This window comes from Streptomyces sp. NBC_01077, from assembly GCF_045162855.1.
Classification (GTDB): domain Bacteria; phylum Actinomycetota; class Actinomycetes; order Streptomycetales; family Streptomycetaceae; genus Streptomyces.
In genome coordinates this window covers 6957962-6973776 of the sequence record NZ_CP108669.1, presented here as the reverse complement: position 1 = coordinate 6973776, position 15815 = coordinate 6957962, and the positions used below count along the sequence as shown (strand labels likewise).

Genomic DNA, 15815 nt, shown 5'->3' with positions numbered 1-15815 from the left:
GTGACCGACACCGATGTGCGCCTGTGGCGGAGGGTCCATATGGACCTCGTCCGCTACGCGGGCTGCGTGTGTCGCCCGTCCTGCTGATCTCGCCCCTTCCCCGCGCGCGCCCCGCCACCGCCGTACGTCCAGGTACGTCCGTGTGCCGTGCTGCCGCCGCGCGCTCTCAGCGAACCCAGGACGGTCACCCGTGTCTCAACCCGCCCCCGCACGCCCCCTGAACGCCCCCACCGGCTCCCCCACGACCTCCCCCGGCGTCCCGACGGCAGCCGATCTGCTCGACTTCGTCCGGCGCACGGCGGCCGACCGGGAACTGGTCGACTCCCTGCCGCTCGACCCCGAGGGCCGCACCTGGGTACGGCTCGACGGCCCCGGCGGCAGCGAGGCCTGGCTCATCGGCTGGCCGCCCGGGACCGGCACGGGCTGGCACGACCACGCCGAGTCGCTGGGTGCCTTCGCCACCGCGCGCGGCGCCCTGACCGAGAACGCGCTGGCGGTCCGGCTGCCGGCGAGCGGCTGGAAGACCCTGGAACTGGCCGACGGCCTCGACCGCTCCCGCCGGCTCGGAGAGGGCGGCGGCCGTGCCTTCGGCCGCCACCATGTGCACGAGGTGCTCAACGAGTCCCCGGACACCCACGCGGTGTCGGTGCACGCCTACTACCCGCCGCTCCCCCTGATCCGACGCTTCAGCCGGACGGGCGCGGTACTCCGTCTGGAGCAGGTCGAACGCCCGGAGGACTGGCAGTGAGCGACAACGACCGCGTCGGCATCGACGAACTCCTGGAGCGGGTCAGGTCCGGCCTCGACCGGATCGAACCCCGGGCCGCCTACGAGGCGTACGAGGCGGGTGACGCGCTCCTGGTGGACACGCGCTACTCGGCCCTGCGCGAACGGGACGGTCTGATCCCGGGCGCGCTGGTGGTGGAGCGCAACGAACTGGAATGGCGGCTCGACCCTCGGGGCAGCCACCGCGCGCCAGAGGCGAACAGCCACGACCTGCTGGTGGTGGTCCTCTGCAACGAGGGCTACGCCTCCTCCCTCGCGGCCGAGTCCCTGCGCCGCCTTGGCCTGCACCGCGCGACCGACCTGATCGGCGGCTTCCAGGCCTGGAAGGCGGAGGGCCTCCCGGTCCTCCTCCCGACAACACCCGGCTGACGACCGGCTCCCGGCTTCACGGCTTCCGGCCCCCGGCTCCCTACGCCGTGTCCGGAGAACACCGACCGGCATCCCGAGAAGGTCCCGGACGGGACGCGTCCTTCTGATCTCCCCCGGGGATCAGAAGGACTCGTCGAGTCCGTCCGTGTCCTCGCCCTCGGCCTCCAGCGCCTGGCGGACGACGCGGAGGGCCATGCCCTCGGGATAGCCCTTGCGGGCGAGCATCCCGGCGAGCCGTCTCAGACGCCGGTCGCGGTCGAGACCGCGGGTGGCGCGCAGCTTGCGGGCGACGAGCTCCCGCGCGGTGGCCTCCTCCTGGTCGGAGTCGAGCTGCTCCACCGCCTCCTGGATGAGGCTCGGCTCGATGCCCTTGGTCCGCAGCTCGCGGGCGAGGGCCCGGCGGGCCAGGCCCCGGCCGTGATGGCGGGACTCCACCCAGGCCCCCGCGAAGGCGGCGTCGTCGATCAGCCCGACGTCCTCGAAGCGGGAGAGGATCTCCTCGGCCACCTCGTCGGGGATCTCCCGCTTGCGCAGCGCGTCGGCGAGCTGCTTGCGCGTGCGGGGGGTCCCGGTGAGCAGGCGCAGACAGATCGCCCGCGCCCGCTCAGCCGGATCCTGGGGTGACAGCTCCTTCTCGGCCCTCGACGAGTCGGGGCTGTCACCCGGCCATTCGGTGCGACCGGTCACGGGTTCAGCTCTTGACCGCGGTGGCCTTGGTCGCCTTCGCGGTCTTGCTCGCGGGTGCCGGGACGCTCTTGGCGGCGTCGTCCGCGCCGGCCGTGTCCGCGCCGGCCGCCGCGTCCGTCGCCGCTTCGGCCTTGGCGGCCTCGGGCCGGACACCGACGCCCAGCTTGTCCTTGATCTTCTTCTCGATCTCGTCGGCGAGGTCGGGGTTGTCCTTCAGGAAGTTACGGGCGTTCTCCTTGCCCTGGCCGAGCTGGTCGCCCTCGTACGTGTACCAGGCACCGGCCTTGCGCACGAAGCCGTGCTCCACGCCCATGTCGATCAGACCGCCCTCGCGGCTGATGCCCTGGCCGTAGAGGATGTCGAACTCGGCCTGCTTGAAGGGGGGCGCGACCTTGTTCTTGACGACCTTGACGCGGGTGCGGTTGCCGACCGCGTCCGTGCCGTCCTTGAGGGTCTCGATACGGCGGATGTCGAGACGCACCGAGGCGTAGAACTTCAGGGCGCGGCCACCGGTCGTGGTCTCCGGCGAGCCGAACATCACGCCGATCTTCTCGCGGAGCTGGTTGATGAAGATCGCGGTGGTCTTGGACTGGTTGAGCGCGCCGGTGATCTTCCGGAGCGCCTGGCTCATCAGACGGGCCTGCAGACCCACGTGCGAGTCACCCATCTCGCCCTCGATCTCCGCACGCGGGACGAGCGCGGCGACGGAGTCGATGACGATCAGGTCGAGGGCGCCGGAGCGGACCAGCATGTCGACGATCTCGAGGGCCTGCTCACCACTGTCCGGCTGGGACAGGATGAGGTTGTCGATGTCGACGCCGAGCTTCTTGGCGTACTCGGGGTCGAGGGCGTGCTCGGCGTCCACGAAGGCCACCTGGCCGCCGGCCTTCTGGGCGTTGGCCACCGCGTGCAGGGTCAGGGTCGTCTTACCGGAGGACTCCGGCCCGTAGACCTCCACGACACGGCCGCGCGGCAGGCCACCGACGCCGAGGGCGATGTCGAGGGCGGTCGATCCGGTGGAGATCACCTCGATCGGCTCCTGGACGCGGTCACCCATGCGCATCACGGCGCCCTTGCCGAATTGGCGTTCAATCTGTGCGAGCGCGGCGTCGAGCGCCTTCTCGCGGTCGGTTCCTGCCATGGGTTCCACCCGGTTTGCTTGAGTCGATCGCTTCATGTGAAAGACGCTAACCCCTGCCACTGACAATGGGCCCCGACGTCCCCTCCGGCCTGTGGACAACTCGGCGACAAGCCCGGGATTCCAGGGGTCGGACTTCCATGAGAATGGATGTTCGATTTCACTGTCAAGCGTGCCACGCGGGCGACGGAACGACCCGAGTGTCCTGCGCCGTCACCTTTGAGCGCGTGCCATCGAAGTTTGAGTGGCGCGGGGCGCCGGTCGTCAGATCGGACCGTCCTCGGCGACAAGCTGCACCACGCCCACCCACGCGAACTCGTTCTTCGTATGGACTGCACGGACCCTCCACCGCCCTGCCGGGAGCTGCACGGGAGCCTGTTCCGGCTGGCCACCGCCGGGATACTCCACTCCGAGATCCGTGCCCGCTTCGGCCGAGTCCATCAGTACCGCCGGGCCATCACAGGCCCACAAGCCGCCGTCCTCCCAAGGAGTGTCCGGGTCGGCCGCGACCGCTTCTGCCCCGGCGAGCAACTCTTCCTCCGAATCCGCGGCCAGCCACCGCCACGAATGGCCGCTCCTCCGGCAGGAAGCACGCCTTTGCAGGTTCATCGGCCAAGACAAGCGCGGTGGCACCTTCCGCGCCCTCAGCGATCACTCCAACCCAGTCGTCCACCGCGCAGGCTCGGTCGTAGTCATCACGGCCATCGGCCTCGCCCAGGACGGAGCCCTCCTCCGGTGTCCCGTTGCCGAACCCGACACCCCGACTTTTGAGGGGTGGGGTAAGCCCTACCCTCCGGTGGCCGGGTAGCAGGCTCGCTGCGGCATCGTGAATCCGCGAGCGTAGTCCCATGACTGAGACCGCCTCACTCCTCACTGTGCCGCAGGCGCCCACCGCACCCGAGCCGGGTGCCCGCCGGTTCCGCTGCGAGCTGGGATACCTGCTGTCCGGACTACCGCTCGGGCTGGCGGCCTTCACTGTCGCGGTGACCGGAGCCGCCCTCGGGGTGTCCACCCTCGTGGTCTGGGCCGGGCTGCCTGTCCTGGCCGGAACACTGCGAGCGGCCCGGGCCCTGGCCAACCTGGAACGCCGGCGCGTAATGGCCGTCACCGGCCGCCCGTTGCCGTCGCACCGCCCGCGGCCGTCCGGCACGGGATGGGCGGGAACGCTGCGCGCGGTACGCGATCCACGGTCCTGGCGCGACCTCGTCCATCTGGTCGTCGCCTTCCCGCTCCAGGTCATCACCTTCAGCGTGGCACTGACATGGACCCTCGGCGGCGTCGGCGAGCTGCTCTACGCCACCTGGTCGTGGTCCCTGCCTCGGGGGCAGGACAACCAGGGCCTGGCCGAGCTGATATTCGACACCTCCTCGCAGGCCGCCGACATCGGCTTCAACACCGCCATCGGGGTGTTCCTGCTGGCCACCGCGGTCCCGGTGGTCCGCAGGCTGACCGCATTGCAGACCCGGTTCGCCATCGCCCTGCTGACCGACCGGGCCGCGTAGCCATGGGCCGGCCACACCCTGTTCCGTACCCAGATTTGCGTGCTGCCGGTGACAAGTAGTGCGCCGATCCGGTGCCAACCATCGTGCTTCATCTCGCAGCTTCACCCAGGTCGTTCGGGACGTCCGGTGACAGCTACCGCGCCTCGGCACAGGACACCGAAGCCGGGCGTCCGACTCCTCCCGGGCCGGGACTCGACATGTAGCGTCCGGCCCCATGGATGATGTGAAGATCGTTGTCGAGCGTCGGTACGCCGCGGACCCGATCGACTACGAGCGTCTCGTCTCGCTGGTGGAGTCCACGGGGGAACGCGTCGTGCTCACGGAGGCAGCCGTGGCGGTGAGTGTGCTGTTCCCGGCCGCGGTGGTGGCCGAGTGGGAGCACTGGGCCCGCGCCGACCACACCGCGCCGGTACCGCAGGGCGAGGAAGAGGCGGAGGAGGACGGGAGCGGGACGACGTGGGACGTCGGCCGGCTTCGGGCCGAGCCGTTGGCCCGCCCGCAGGAGTACGGGCCCTACACCCGGTACGTGCGTGCCGACGGCGGGCGCGTGAGCTTCGCCCGGGGTGGGACGGTGGTGGCCGTGCAGGTGACCGCCGACGAGGCGGCGTGGCTCGAGGACAGGGCCATGCATGCGCGTCAGGGATTCATGGACCCCAGGCAGGCGGCGGCATTCGAGGAGTTCCTGGCCCGACAGCCGCCGGTCGGCGAGCAGTGACACCGGGTCGGGCCCAGGCCTCAGGCCTCAGGCCTCAGGCCTCAGGCCTCAGGCCTCAGGCCTCAGGCCTCAGGCCTCAGGCCGGGAACGGAGGTCCGGGCGGGGGTGATACTGGTCGCGACAGTCGCCCCGCACCACATCGGCCCGGGACACGGGCCCGTCGGGTGGGGACGCATCTTTGTCGATGTCTCCGAGGGGAGCCGTTCATGACCACGGCGAAAGACCTGTTCATCATCGCCATGGAGCCGAGCGTGGAGCATGCCGTGGGACAGGGTGACCTGTCGCTCGCACTCGCGGCGGCCGAACTGATCGATCTCATCGGGGCGGAGGCCGTCACCGTGGACGACGACCGCATCGTCCCGGGCGGACCGACGACGCCGGACGATCGGCTCCTGGGCGAGGCCGCGGCAGGGCTCACTCGGCAGGCTCCGTACGAGCGGATCGAGGACTGGCTGTGGCGCCGGGGCCGAGACCTGTCGGCCTCGTATCAGGCCGCCCTGGAGAAGGACGGCGAGCTGACCCGGAAACGGAGCGGCCGGTTGCCCTTCGGCCCGGAACGCGTGGAACCGGCCGATACCCCCGCGCGCCGCCGGGCAGCCGACCGCCGGGAGGAGAGGGAACCCGTCCTGGCCGCCCTCGCCTCCGTCGTGGGCATCGACGGCGGACGAACCGGCGACGAGCCCGGCCTCGACGACGAGGCGGTGACGACCGTGGTGGCCGTCGTCCACGGCGCGGTGATGGAGCTGGAGGCCGTACGCCAGAGGCGGACCATCGAGAACACGGCCTTCGCCAACGTCTGGCGCGGACCCTGAGCCGGGAGTGAAGTCCCTGCCCGGAGGTCCTCTATCTCCAACCTGCGTTGTTCCTAGAATGGCCAGGTGGAGGACATCGACGCGATCGCAATGCTGCAGGATCAGGTACGACGCCGCCTGTACGAGTACGTGGCGGCACAAGGCCGCGAGGTCGGGCGCAACGAGGCCGCCGAGGCCGTCGGGGTGGCCCGCACGCTCGCGGCGCACCATCTGGACCGGCTGACCGAGGCCGGGCTCCTGGAGAGCGGCAGCCGCCGGCTGACGGGCCGCTCGGGGCCGGGGGCGGGCCGCCCCGCCAAGGTGTACACGCGGGCACCGGCCGAGCGGTCGGTGTCACTGCCGGCCCGCGACTACCGCACCGCCGCCGAGCTGCTCGCCGAGGCCGCGGAGCAGGCCGGGCTCGACGCCGGGCTGTGCGCGGCCGCGCGCCGCCGGGGCGAGGCCCTGCGCGGCTCGGCGGCGCCCTGTGGCGACTTGGCGGAGGCCATGAGGACGCTGGCCGCCCGAGGCTACGAACCGCACATGGAAGACGCCGAGGCCGTCGAGAGCACGGCGAGCGCCGAAGGTGCGGAGGAGGCGACCGGCGCCGCGGGAGAGGCCGGGACGACGGCACCCGCCCGCGTCGTCCGTATGCGCAACTGCCCCTTCCATGCCGTCGCCGAACGCTTCCCGCCGCTCGTCTGCGGCATGAACCTCGCGCTGCTCGAAGGGCTGTTGGGCACGGACGGTGCCGTACGCGCCCGCATGGACGCCCGGCCGGGTGAGTGCTGCGTGGTGGTCGAGCCTTCTAAAAACAATGATGATTGACATAGAAAAGCGAGGCGTGCTGGGATGAGGCCATGACCGCGTCCCCGCATGCCGCCGCCCACCTCGCCCAACTCAACGTCGCCACGCTCCTCCACCCCCTCGACGACCCGCGCGTGGCGCCGTTCGTCGAGCTGCTCGATCCGGTCAACGCCGCCGCCGACGGCACACCCGGATTCGTGTGGCGGCTGGTGGAGGAGGGAGCGGCCGACGCCACCGCCCTGCGCCCGGCGGGTGAGGACGTCATCGTCAACCTGTCGGTGTGGGAGACCCAGGAGGCCCTGTGGGACTTCGCCTACCGCAGCGGACACCTGGAGGTCATTCGGCGACGCCGCGAATGGTTCGAACGGCACGTCGAGGCACACCTGGTGCTCTGGTGGATCCCCGCCGGACACCTCCCGACCGTCACCGAGGCCCTGGAGCGCTTGGCGGACCTGCGGGCGAACGGCCCGACCCCGCGCGCGTTCACCTTCGCCTCCTCCTACAGCGCCACGGAGGCCGCCGAGCACCAGTTCCGGGCGGGCGGGACCAACAGGGGGACGGGGCCGGCGGTTACGAACTCATGCGATCCGCTGCCAGTCGGAAATGGGCGCACCGGGTGAAGTCCTCGTGATCGCAGCCGAGGGCGCATTCGATGAGCGCGAGTGATGCCTGCGCTGCCGCGATGCGGGAGCGAAGCACCTCGGCCTCTTCGTGCAGGATGTCCCGTCGATTCACGGCACCGGCGGTAGTCACCAGCGCGCGAATGGTGTCGAGGGGAAGCCCCGCCTCCTTGGCGCGCAGGATGACGGCGACGCGGGTGAGGTCGGCGGTCCGGTAGCGGCGGCGGTTGGCGGCGTCACGTGCGGGAGCGAGGAGCCCCATCGTCTCCCAGTGACGCAGGACGTGCGTGGCCAGACCGAAGCGTTCGGCGAGGCCACCGATACCCATCGGGCCGCACTCACCGCCGTCAGGCGTCCTGGGCTCGCTTGACTTCATGCCGACATTAAGTACCAACCTGTCGCCCATGACCAGGGAGACAGAACAGACACGCCGACTGACCGACGGTCTCATCGCGCGGCTCGACGAGGCCGATCGCCTGCCGGGCGCCGAGGAACTGCGGGCTCTGTCCTACGACTTGCTCGGTGCCGGCCCCGGCACGTCCGTGGTGGACGTGGGTTGCGGCGCCGGACGAGCCGTGGCGGAACTGGTCGGGCGGGAGGTGAACGCCGTCGGGGTGGACCCGGACGAGCAGATGATCGCCGTCGCCCGTGGCCGGTGGCCCGAAGCGGACTTCCGGAGAGCGGGGGCGTACGAACTTCCGCTGCCGGACGCTTCGATGAACGGCTACCGGGCCGACAAGGTGTTCCATGAACTGGCCGTGCCGGAACGAGCGTTGGCCGAAGCCCGCAGGGTTCTCACTCCCGGAGGGCGGATCACGCTGGTCGGCCAGGACTGGGACACCCTTGTCATCGACTCCGCCGATCCGGCCCTCACCCGCGCCCTCGTGCACGCCCGCGCCGACCTGACCGTCGGTCCGCGTGCAGCTCGCCGGTACCGCAACCTGCTGCTGGACGCACGCTTCCGCGACGTGACAGTCGCGGTACACACCGGCGTGTTCACCGGGTCGGCGATGTTGCCCCTGGTCACGGGACTGGCCGAAGCGGCCTGCACCACCGGCGTCGTCACGCGCGAGCAGGCGGACAGGTGGATCGCCGATCAACGCGCGCGGGCCGAAGCCGACCGGTTCTTCCTGGCAGTGCCGATGTTCGTGGCCGCGGCGACCGCGCCACGGTGAGGCGGTGGCCACCTGATCAGGCGCGGACCGGAGTCCCACACGATCACACTGGTTGAACACTGGCAGAACACCGGCAGGACGCCGGCCACCGAGCGGCGATTATCGGAACCGGCTCACGGGCGCGCGGAGCGGCCCGCCGACAGGCCGCTCCGACCGTCCGACAGTCTGCTCCGCCCGTCCGCCATGCTGCTCCGCCCGTCCGACAGGGGACTCGGCCCGCCCGCCCGGGAGTTCGGCCCGGCGGACCGCAAGGGGTTCGGGAGCGCCGTCCACAGCTCCCCGCCGCCCTCCGTGTCCAGCCGCATCAGCGTGAGCGCCTTCGCCGGAAGCGGTTCTGTCCGCAGGGCGTGGAGGTCCGGGGTGGGGGCGAGGCCCCGGGTCGCCGCCTCCAGGACCGTGCCGAGAGTCGGTGCGTCGCCGGCCAGCGGGCCGAGTGCGCCGGTGACCAGGCTGCCGAAGACCTTGCGGCGGAGCACGGACGGGTCGCCGTCCAGGAGGCGGCCGCTGACGGGTGGGGCCGGGACGCCGTGCCGGGCGAGACGGGCGGGACTGATGCGGATGTCGGCGAGGTCCCGGTAGACGAGGCGCCGGGTCCGGCCCTCGCTGTCGACGACGGCGAGCAGGTTCTGGCCGTGCGCCTCCAGGGCCACCCCGAGGTCGAGCAGTTCCAGGCAGACACCGAGGGCGAGGCGCGCGAACTCGACGACCCGGTCGAGCCGTTCACCCGGTGGGCGGGCCGCGAGGAGCGCGGGAAGCGCGGCCACCGGAACGACCCTTTCCCCGGCCGTCGGGTCCGCGTGGACCTGAGGCGATTCGCGCAGGAGCGCCGCGAGATCGGACGTTCCCGCTCCCACCGCCGCCAGGTTGCGAGCGATGTGCAGCCGGCCGTCGAGCCGGCGGGCGAGACCCTCGACGAACTCGGACGTCGCGACGGCGTGGGTGACGGTGTACGCCGAGATGTCCCGCACGGTCGAGGTGAGTTGCGTGGTCAGCGACGTCTTGACGTGCCTGTCGCCGCCCATGTCGAGCGTCCGCAGCGACAGCAGGGGGTGGGCGTCCGGGCCGGGCCGCAGCGCCAGGCCGGACAGGACGTGCCCGGCCTGCCAGGGGTGGACGGGGATGAGCACGGAGGAGCCGTCGCGAAGTTCGCGCGGCCACTCCCCCGACACGGTCGCGCCCTCGACCGCGGCCAGCCGCAGCGAGACCACGGGCCGGTGCTCGGGCGCGTACGCGAGCTGCTCGGCGGCGGAGAAACCGGGCCGGGAGCGGCAGCCGGGGTGGTAGGGATGCCCGTCGGTCTCCCCCTGCTCCCACTCCCACGGGTGGACGGGCGGCGCCGCTCGCCGAGGGGCCGTGCGGGAGAGGGCCATCGACGCGACGCTGTGGTCGAGCTCGGCGGCCAGCCGCGCACCCTGCGGAACGGCCAGGGCGACCACCAGTTCAGCCGGATGGTCGTATCGGACCCCGTCCAGGTCGAGCCCGGACACCGTCGCCTCCGTCGCCCACGGATCCGAGTGCGGGCCGCACAGGCGCCGGCCGTCCTGCAGGCGCAGGGTGACGCCGTGGTGGTCGGGCGTCCGCCCGGCGACCCAGGGAAGCGGCTCATGGACGAGCCCGCGCCACAGCCGGGTCAGCACGGCGGCCCTGGCGCCCGGAAGCTCCGCGGCGTACGCGTCCGCGAGCCTCGGTCGTACGACGTCCAGCTCGGCGGCGAGTGTCCGCTCCGCGACGGTTCGGCACATACGGTTGTTCTATCGCGGTCGAACGCGATCCACACATACTGAGATCGATGGACACACTCGCGCGGGCCGCCGACGCACTGGCGGTGACGCCCCTGCTCAACTGCCTGCTCCGCGAGGCCGCGGACCCGGCGGCGGCCCCACCCCGCAGCGGCCCCGACAACGCCACCGGTACCGCCACCGGCAAGGGCACCAGCACCAGCACCAGCACCGAATCCGCCCCGTACGCCGTCCACCGACTCCGCGTCAGCGGCCGGCTCCTGCGCGTCCGTCCCGGCCACCGCCCCTCCGCCCCCGAACTGTGGACGGATCACAGCTGGCGGATCCTCCGCCACGCGGAGCTCATCGACCTCGCCGTCCAGGAGATGCACGCCTCCACCGGCCGGGCCAACCCGGCCCTGGCCGCCGAGATGGCCGCCAGCCGCACCGCCGTGCAGGCCGTGCTCGCCGCACGCGCCCGCGTGGCGCCGCCCGAGGACCCCTGGCTGCGCTCCGAACAGGCACTCGTCATGGGCCACCCGTACCACCCGGCCCCCAAGGCACGTACCGGCGACGGCCCCGCCGCCGACTGGCTGCGCTACGCGCCCGAGGCGTACGCCCAGTTCCCGCTCGTCCTGCTCGGCGTACGCGAGGACGCGGTGGTCGAGGACGGGAACACCCGGGCCCTGGACACCCTCGGCGAGCCACCCCCCGGCTACCGCCTGCTTCCGGCCCATCCCTGGCAGCTCGCGCTCTCCGCCCGCACCTCGCGCGTGCGTGCCGCCTTCGCGGAGGGCCGCCTCGTCCGCCTTGGCGTGACACCCCGGCTCGCCCGGCCGACGGCCTCGGTGCGCACGCTGCACGTCCCGGGGGCCGGCACAGGCGACGGCACCGGGGTCGGCACCCAGCACGGCTCCCCGCACGGATCTCAGCACGGCTCACGGTACGGATCCCGGAACGGCTCACGGTCCGAACCCCGGAACGGCTCCCCGGACAGCGGCGGGGACCTGTTCCTGAAGTTCAGTCTCGACGTCCGGATCACCAACGACATCCGCCGGATGCGGCGGCACGAGCTGCTCCAGGTGCGCCGCACCGACCCCGTCGTGACCGCCGCCTTCGCCGCCATGGACGGCCCGGCGTCCTGGCTCAGCGACCGCGGCTACCGCACGGTGGACGGCCTCTTCGAGACCTGCGCCGTCCTCGTCCGCGACGGCCTCGACCGGCATCTGACCCCCGGCTCGACCGCCGTGCTGACCGCCGCGCTCGCGGAGGGCTTCCCCGGCAACCCCCTCGACCGGATCACGGACCCCCGGCCCTGGTGGGCGGCCTATCTGCGGTGCGTCGTGGCGCCCGTCCTGGAGGCGTTCGCCCGCTTCGGCGTCGTCGTGGAGTGCCACCTGCAGAACACCCTGATCGCCGTGGACGTCCACGGCACCCCCGTCCAGTCCGTCTTCCGCGACGCGGAGGGCGCCAAGACGATCCCCGAGACGCCCCGCACGGCGGCCTGGCGGAGGCTCGTGTACTGCCTCCTCGTCAACAACCTCTCCGAGATCGCCGGCGCCCTCACCCACCGCTTCCCTGGATCCGCCCCCGCCCTGTGGGCGATGGCCCGCGCCGAGTTCGAGCGGGGCGGCCGGCTGCCGGCGCTCCCCGATATCAAGGCCCTGCTCGACTCGCCCACCGTCCCGGGCAAGGCCAATCTGCTCTCCCGCTGGCTCCGCGCGGAGGGCACCGCGCCCCACTACGTCCCCGTGCCCAACCCCCTCACGACTGCCTAGGTGTATTGATCACGAGCGTTGTTGACAGTCGCAGGTCTTGATCATGGCGAAGACCTCCGGTGTGGTGGAGGTGTCTAGGCTCCACACCGCACACGGAGGTCTTCGTGTCCCACCGTAATGCCCGGCTGACCGTTCACGGCAGGCGGATCCTGGTCGAACGCGTCCTGGCAGGACGGCCGGTTGCTCATGTGGCGGCCGAGATGGGCATATCGAGGCCCACCGCCCACAAGTGGATTCGCCGCTGGCGGATGGAAGGCGACGCGGGCCTGGTCGACCGCTCCAGCAGGCCGCAGCACACACCGCATCGCACCCCCCAGGCCGTCGAGGCCCGCGTCTGCGATCTCCGCCGCACCCGCAAGCTCGGCCCCGCCAGGATCGGCCCGGTCCTGGGCCTGCCCACCTCGACCGTCCACCGGATCCTGACCCGCCACGGGCTCAATCGGCTGGCCTGGCTGGACCGGCCGACCGGCACGGTGATCCGCCGCTATGAGCGCGACCGGCCCGGCGAGCTGATCCACGTGGACGTCAAGAAACTCGGCCGGATCCCCGACGGCGGCGGCCACAAAACCAACGGCCGCGAGGCCGGCAGGCCAATCCGCGGCATGGGCTTCGACTACGTCCACTCCGCTGTCGACGACCACTCCCGCCTGGCCTACAGCGAGATCCACCCCGACGAGAAGGTCGCGACCTGCGCGAGCTTCCTCACCCGCGCGGCCGCGTTCTTCCACACCCACGGCATCGACCGGATCGAACGGGTCCTGACCGACAACGCCTGGGCCTACCGCAAGGGCCTGGCCTGGAAGACCGTCCTCGCCGACCTCGGCGCAACCGGCAAACTCACCCGGGCCTACCGGCCGCAGACCAACGGCAAGGTCGAACGCTTCAACCGCACCCTGCTCGATGAGTGGGCCTATCTGCGGCCCTACACCTCGAACAACGAGCGGACCGAAGCCCTGGCAGACTTCCTCCACACCTACAACCATCACCGCTGCCACACAGCACTCGACGGCAAGCCACCCATCAGCCGCGTCAACAACGCTGCGGGTCAATACACCTAGGTCGTGTCCGGATGGTCCCGCCCGGCCCTGTCTTTCGGACAGGGCCTAGGACTCCGTGCGCCCCCGGTCCCGGCGGGCCCGCACCACCCGCACCACCCGCGTACTCCCGTACCCCAGCAGCCAGGGCAGCACGGTGATGCCCACGACGTACACGAGGACGTAGCCCAGGACGTCCTCGCCATGAGTGGGCTCGTCCCAGGTGTCCACGGGCAGGACGATCGCGGTCGCCGAGACCGCGACCGGCACCAGCGGCAGCAGCACGGACCACAGTCGCGGCCACCCCCCGGGCCGCCGCGCGCACCACACCCCCAGGGCTCCCATGACGAAGGGCCCGAACGGCACCCACAGCACCACCGGCAGGAACAGCAACGCCCACCACTCGTCCGAGTACCCGAACATCATCGAAGCCCCCAAGGCCGACCGGGTCATTCACAAGAGTGCTCCCGCCCGCCGCGAGCACACGGGGACGAGCAGACGGCCGCACACCCACCCCGACGACCGTCCCCCGCCTATCCTTCGACGCATGCCCCTCCCCCTCCGTTCCCCGGGCGGCGGGCGTCTGTCGCCGCGGGCCGCCGATGCCCTCGTGGCGGGTGTCGTCCTGGTGTTCGTCGCCGTCTGGACGCTCGTCTCCGCGCAGTACACGAGCGAGCCCGCCGTCCGTACGGTGCTCGGCTGGGCGCTGATCCTGGTCGGGTGCGGGGCGCTGTACTTCCGCCGCCGGCAGCCGGTCGCCGTCTCCGTCGTCACCCTGCTCGCCTGCGTCGTCTACTACCCGCTGTCCGCCCAGGACGGCCCGCTGATGATCGCCTTCGCCGTCGCGCTGTACACGACCGCCGCCGAGGGCCGCTTCACCGCCGCCGTCGCCCTGGCCGCCGTCACCCTGCTCGCGGTCGGGCTGGGCGAGATCCGGCAGCGGCCGGGGCACCGGCAGATCGACGACACCTCGCTCGTCATGCTGGCGGGCTGGCTGATCAGCCTCGTCGCGGTGGGCCGGGCCCAGCGCACCCGGATCGCCTATCTGCACGAGGTGGAACAGCGGGCGCTGGCCGCCGAGCGGGAGCAGGAGGCCCGGGCCCGGCAGAGCGCCACCGAGGAGCGGCTGCGGATCGCCCGCGAGGTGCACGACGTGCTCGGCCACAGCATCTCGCTGATCAACGTCCAGTCCGGTGCCGCGCTCCACCGCCTCGGCAAGGGGCCGGCCCCGGAGGCCGGGCTCGTCACCGCCACCGAGGCCCTGGAGGCGGTGAAGGCCACCAGCAAGGACGCACTGCGCGAGCTGCGGGCGACCCTCGGGGTGCTGCGCCGCTCGGACGAGGCCACGCCGACGAGCCCCTCCTCCGGTCTCGCGCTCCTCGGCGATCTCGTCGCACGCGCGCGTAGTGCCGGTCTCGACGTCCGTACGGACGTCACGGGCACCCCCGTCCCCCTTCCGCCGCCCGTCGACCTCGCCGCGTACCGGATCGTGCAGGAGTCGCTGACGAACGTCACGCGCCACGCGGGCGCGAGGACCGTCCGCATCACCCTCGACTGGGGCACGGACGCGGTGGGGCTGCGGATCGCCGACGACGGCGAGGGCGCGCCGGAGGGACGGCCCCTCGGCAGCGGCATCCGGGGCATGGCCGAGCGGGCCCGGGCGTTCGGCGGCGAGTTGACCGCCGAGAATGGGACCGACGGCGGTTTCCGGGTGGACGCACGACTGCCGCTCTCAGAACCCACAGCGCCAGAACCCACAGCGTCAGAACCCACCACTTCGGAACCCACCGTGTCAGAACCCACCACGTCGGAACCCACCGTGGCCGAGCGCAGCGGCTCCGAGCCCGGCTCCTCCGACCCCACCGCGTCCGAACCCGACCCGTCCGAGAGGGACTCCCGATGATCCGTGTCGTGCTCGCCGACGACCAGACCCTGGTCCGGGCCGGCTTCCGGTCGATCCTCTCCGACGAGGAGGACCTCGAGGTCGTCGGAGAGGCCGGGGACGGGGAGCAGGCGATCGCGCTCGCCCGTGAACTACGCCCGGACGTGGTCCTGATGGACATCCGCATGCCGGTGCTCGACGGCCTTGAGGCCACCCGCCGCATCACCGCCGACCAGCGGCTCGAAGGGGTACGGGTGGTCATCCTGACCACCTTCGACGCGGACGACCATGTGTACGGGGCGCTGCGCGCCGGCGCGTCGGGCTTCCTCGTGAAGGACACCGAGCCGATGGAACTGCTGCACGCGGTACGGGTCGTGGCGCGCGGCGACGCCCTGATCGCCCCGGCCGTGACCCGCCGTCTGATCGCCGAGTTCGCGGGCCGGGCCGACCGGCAGCCGGACCCGAGCCCCCGGCTCAACGCCCTCACCGAGCGGGAGCGCGAGGTCCTCGGCCTGGTGGGCGCCGGGCTCTCGAACGACGAGATCGCCGGCCGCCTCGTCCTCTCCCCCGCGACCGCGAAGACCCATGTCAGCCGGATCATGACCAAGCTTGCCGTACGGGACCGGGCCCAACTGGTGATCCTGGCGTACGAGTCCGGGATGATCACGCCGGGCTGGCTGGCCTGACCCCCGGATCGCCCCCGGCCTGATCGACAGGACACCCCCTAGGGGAGACGGCCCCTCCGTCACAACTCACGGGGTACGCGCGCGTGGGCAGGCACAACCGCTGGGGTACGGCCGCTGTCCACCCAGG

At 72.0% G+C, this 15815-nt stretch carries 19 protein-coding genes and 1 pseudogene; 13 read left to right on the top strand and 7 right to left on the bottom strand.

Annotated features, from left to right (window positions below; genetic code table 11):
* From OG462_RS31665 to OG462_RS31655, 3 genes are all read left to right on the top strand, one after another.
* Complete coding sequence (locus tag OG462_RS31665) at positions 1-87, top strand: putative leader peptide (protein WP_311605579.1); 87 nt, start codon at positions 1-3, stop codon at positions 85-87.
* Positions 88-217: 130 nt separating this feature from the next.
* Positions 218-748 (top strand): cysteine dioxygenase, encoded by a 531-nt coding sequence (locus tag OG462_RS31660; protein WP_406066807.1) that lies wholly within the window; start codon positions 218-220, stop codon positions 746-748.
* Positions 745-1155, top strand: coding sequence for a rhodanese-like domain-containing protein (locus OG462_RS31655; RefSeq protein ID WP_406062817.1), 411 nt, complete (start codon positions 745-747; stop codon positions 1153-1155). Before OG462_RS31660 ends, OG462_RS31655 begins: the two co-directional genes overlap by 4 nt.
* Positions 1156-1275: 120 nt before the next feature.
* Here the strand turns inward: OG462_RS31655 and recX are convergent, their stop codons facing one another.
* The 4 genes and pseudogenes from recX to OG462_RS31635 form a co-directional block, all read right to left on the bottom strand.
* A complete protein-coding gene (gene recX, locus OG462_RS31650; protein WP_406062815.1) occupies positions 1276-1842 on the bottom strand; it encodes a recombination regulator RecX in 567 nt (188 codons plus the stop codon).
* A gap of 4 nt (positions 1843-1846) precedes the next feature.
* The gene (gene recA, locus OG462_RS31645) at positions 1847-2983 is read right to left on the bottom strand and encodes a recombinase RecA (RefSeq protein ID WP_406062813.1); all 1137 of its coding nucleotides are present in this window, start codon (positions 2981-2983) and stop codon (positions 1847-1849) included.
* 261 nt (positions 2984-3244) lie between these two features.
* Positions 3245-3589, bottom strand: a complete 345-nt coding sequence (locus tag OG462_RS31640; RefSeq protein ID WP_406062812.1) for an Imm21 family immunity protein — start codon at positions 3587-3589, stop codon at positions 3245-3247.
* Positions 3590-3605: 16 nt separating this feature from the next.
* Positions 3606-3830, bottom strand: a pseudogene (locus tag OG462_RS31635) (hypothetical protein); the annotation flags it as partial.
* On the opposite strand from OG462_RS31635, the gene OG462_RS31630 reads away from it, so the two are divergent.
* The 5 genes from OG462_RS31630 to OG462_RS31610 all read left to right on the top strand — a co-directional run bounded on the left by OG462_RS31630 (position 3829) and on the right by OG462_RS31610 (position 7415).
* Positions 3829-4482: a sensor domain-containing protein gene (locus tag OG462_RS31630; RefSeq protein ID WP_406062810.1), complete on the top strand. Its 654-nt coding sequence runs from the start codon at positions 3829-3831 to the stop codon at positions 4480-4482. The pseudogene OG462_RS31635 and the gene OG462_RS31630 sit on opposite strands and share 2 nt — an antisense overlap.
* A gap of 214 nt (positions 4483-4696) precedes the next feature.
* On the top strand, positions 4697-5197 hold the full coding sequence (locus tag OG462_RS31625; protein WP_406062809.1) for a type II toxin-antitoxin system Phd/YefM family antitoxin: 501 nt from the start codon (positions 4697-4699) through the stop codon (positions 5195-5197).
* A 206-nt stretch (positions 5198-5403) separates the two neighbouring features.
* Positions 5404-6009 (top strand): GPP34 family phosphoprotein, encoded by a 606-nt coding sequence (locus OG462_RS31620; protein ID WP_406062807.1) that lies wholly within the window; start codon positions 5404-5406, stop codon positions 6007-6009.
* A 66-nt stretch (positions 6010-6075) separates the two neighbouring features.
* Positions 6076-6816: a helix-turn-helix transcriptional regulator gene (locus tag OG462_RS31615; RefSeq protein ID WP_406062805.1), complete on the top strand. Its 741-nt coding sequence runs from the start codon at positions 6076-6078 to the stop codon at positions 6814-6816.
* Positions 6817-6848: 32 nt separating this feature from the next.
* On the top strand, positions 6849-7415 hold the full coding sequence (locus OG462_RS31610) for a DUF3291 domain-containing protein (RefSeq protein WP_406062803.1): 567 nt from the start codon (positions 6849-6851) through the stop codon (positions 7413-7415).
* Here OG462_RS31610 and OG462_RS31605 read toward each other — a convergent pair.
* Complete coding sequence (locus tag OG462_RS31605) at positions 7366-7791, bottom strand: MerR family transcriptional regulator (RefSeq protein WP_406066806.1); 426 nt, start codon at positions 7789-7791, stop codon at positions 7366-7368. The genes OG462_RS31610 and OG462_RS31605 overlap by 50 nt on opposite strands.
* Before the next feature lie 28 nt (positions 7792-7819).
* On the opposite strand from OG462_RS31605, the gene OG462_RS31600 reads away from it, so the two are divergent.
* On the top strand, positions 7820-8590 hold the full coding sequence (locus tag OG462_RS31600) for a methyltransferase domain-containing protein (protein WP_406062801.1): 771 nt from the start codon (positions 7820-7822) through the stop codon (positions 8588-8590).
* Between the two features lie 113 nt (positions 8591-8703).
* Here the strand turns inward: OG462_RS31600 and OG462_RS31595 are convergent, their stop codons facing one another.
* A complete protein-coding gene (locus tag OG462_RS31595) occupies positions 8704-10332 on the bottom strand; it encodes an IucA/IucC family protein (RefSeq protein WP_406062799.1) in 1629 nt (542 codons plus the stop codon).
* Between the two features lie 47 nt (positions 10333-10379).
* On the opposite strand from OG462_RS31595, the gene OG462_RS31590 reads away from it, so the two are divergent.
* Together OG462_RS31590 and OG462_RS31585 are read left to right on the top strand one after the other, a co-directional pair.
* The gene (locus OG462_RS31590; protein WP_406062798.1) at positions 10380-12086 is read left to right on the top strand and encodes an IucA/IucC family protein; all 1707 of its coding nucleotides are present in this window, start codon (positions 10380-10382) and stop codon (positions 12084-12086) included.
* Between the two features lie 104 nt (positions 12087-12190).
* Positions 12191-13144: an IS481 family transposase gene (locus tag OG462_RS31585; protein ID WP_406055974.1), complete on the top strand. Its 954-nt coding sequence runs from the start codon at positions 12191-12193 to the stop codon at positions 13142-13144.
* Positions 13145-13189: 45 nt separating this feature from the next.
* On the opposite strand, the gene OG462_RS31580 is transcribed toward OG462_RS31585, so the two are convergent.
* On the bottom strand, positions 13190-13573 hold the full coding sequence (locus tag OG462_RS31580) for a hypothetical protein (protein WP_406062796.1): 384 nt from the start codon (positions 13571-13573) through the stop codon (positions 13190-13192).
* Positions 13574-13667: 94 nt separating this feature from the next.
* On the opposite strand from OG462_RS31580, the gene OG462_RS31575 reads away from it, so the two are divergent.
* Together OG462_RS31575 and OG462_RS31570 are read left to right on the top strand one after the other, a co-directional pair.
* Positions 13668-15023, top strand: coding sequence for a sensor histidine kinase (locus OG462_RS31575; RefSeq protein ID WP_406062795.1), 1356 nt, complete (start codon positions 13668-13670; stop codon positions 15021-15023).
* A complete protein-coding gene (locus tag OG462_RS31570; protein ID WP_406062793.1) occupies positions 15020-15688 on the top strand; it encodes a response regulator in 669 nt (222 codons plus the stop codon). The genes OG462_RS31575 and OG462_RS31570 overlap by 4 nt, the downstream gene beginning before the upstream one ends.
* Positions 15689-15815 lie beyond the last annotated feature (127 nt).

What these genes read in the sequence shown, in the direction of transcription:
- recA (WP_406062813.1), bottom strand. Translation starts at nt 2,983, where the DNA reads ATGGCAGGAACCGACCGCGAGAAGGCGCTCGACGCCGCGCTCGCACAG.
- OG462_RS31640 (WP_406062812.1), bottom strand. Translation starts at nt 3,589, where the DNA reads ATGAACCTGCAAAGGCGTGCTTCCTGCCGGAGGAGCGGCCATTCGTGG.
- OG462_RS31630 (WP_406062810.1), top strand. Translation starts at nt 3,829, where the DNA reads ATGACTGAGACCGCCTCACTCCTCACTGTGCCGCAGGCGCCCACCGCA.
- OG462_RS31625 (WP_406062809.1), top strand. Translation starts at nt 4,697, where the DNA reads ATGGATGATGTGAAGATCGTTGTCGAGCGTCGGTACGCCGCGGACCCG.
- OG462_RS31620 (WP_406062807.1), top strand. Translation starts at nt 5,404, where the DNA reads ATGACCACGGCGAAAGACCTGTTCATCATCGCCATGGAGCCGAGCGTG.
- OG462_RS31610 (WP_406062803.1), top strand. Translation starts at nt 6,849, where the DNA reads ATGACCGCGTCCCCGCATGCCGCCGCCCACCTCGCCCAACTCAACGTC.
- OG462_RS31605 (WP_406066806.1), bottom strand. Translation starts at nt 7,791, where the DNA reads ATGAAGTCAAGCGAGCCCAGGACGCCTGACGGCGGTGAGTGCGGCCCG.
- OG462_RS31600 (WP_406062801.1), top strand. Translation starts at nt 7,820, where the DNA reads ATGACCAGGGAGACAGAACAGACACGCCGACTGACCGACGGTCTCATC.
- OG462_RS31595 (WP_406062799.1), bottom strand. Translation starts at nt 10,332, where the DNA reads ATGTGCCGAACCGTCGCGGAGCGGACACTCGCCGCCGAGCTGGACGTC.
- OG462_RS31590 (WP_406062798.1), top strand. Translation starts at nt 10,380, where the DNA reads ATGGACACACTCGCGCGGGCCGCCGACGCACTGGCGGTGACGCCCCTG.
- OG462_RS31580 (WP_406062796.1), bottom strand. Translation starts at nt 13,573, where the DNA reads ATGACCCGGTCGGCCTTGGGGGCTTCGATGATGTTCGGGTACTCGGAC.
- OG462_RS31575 (WP_406062795.1), top strand. Translation starts at nt 13,668, where the DNA reads ATGCCCCTCCCCCTCCGTTCCCCGGGCGGCGGGCGTCTGTCGCCGCGG.
- OG462_RS31570 (WP_406062793.1), top strand. Translation starts at nt 15,020, where the DNA reads ATGATCCGTGTCGTGCTCGCCGACGACCAGACCCTGGTCCGGGCCGGC.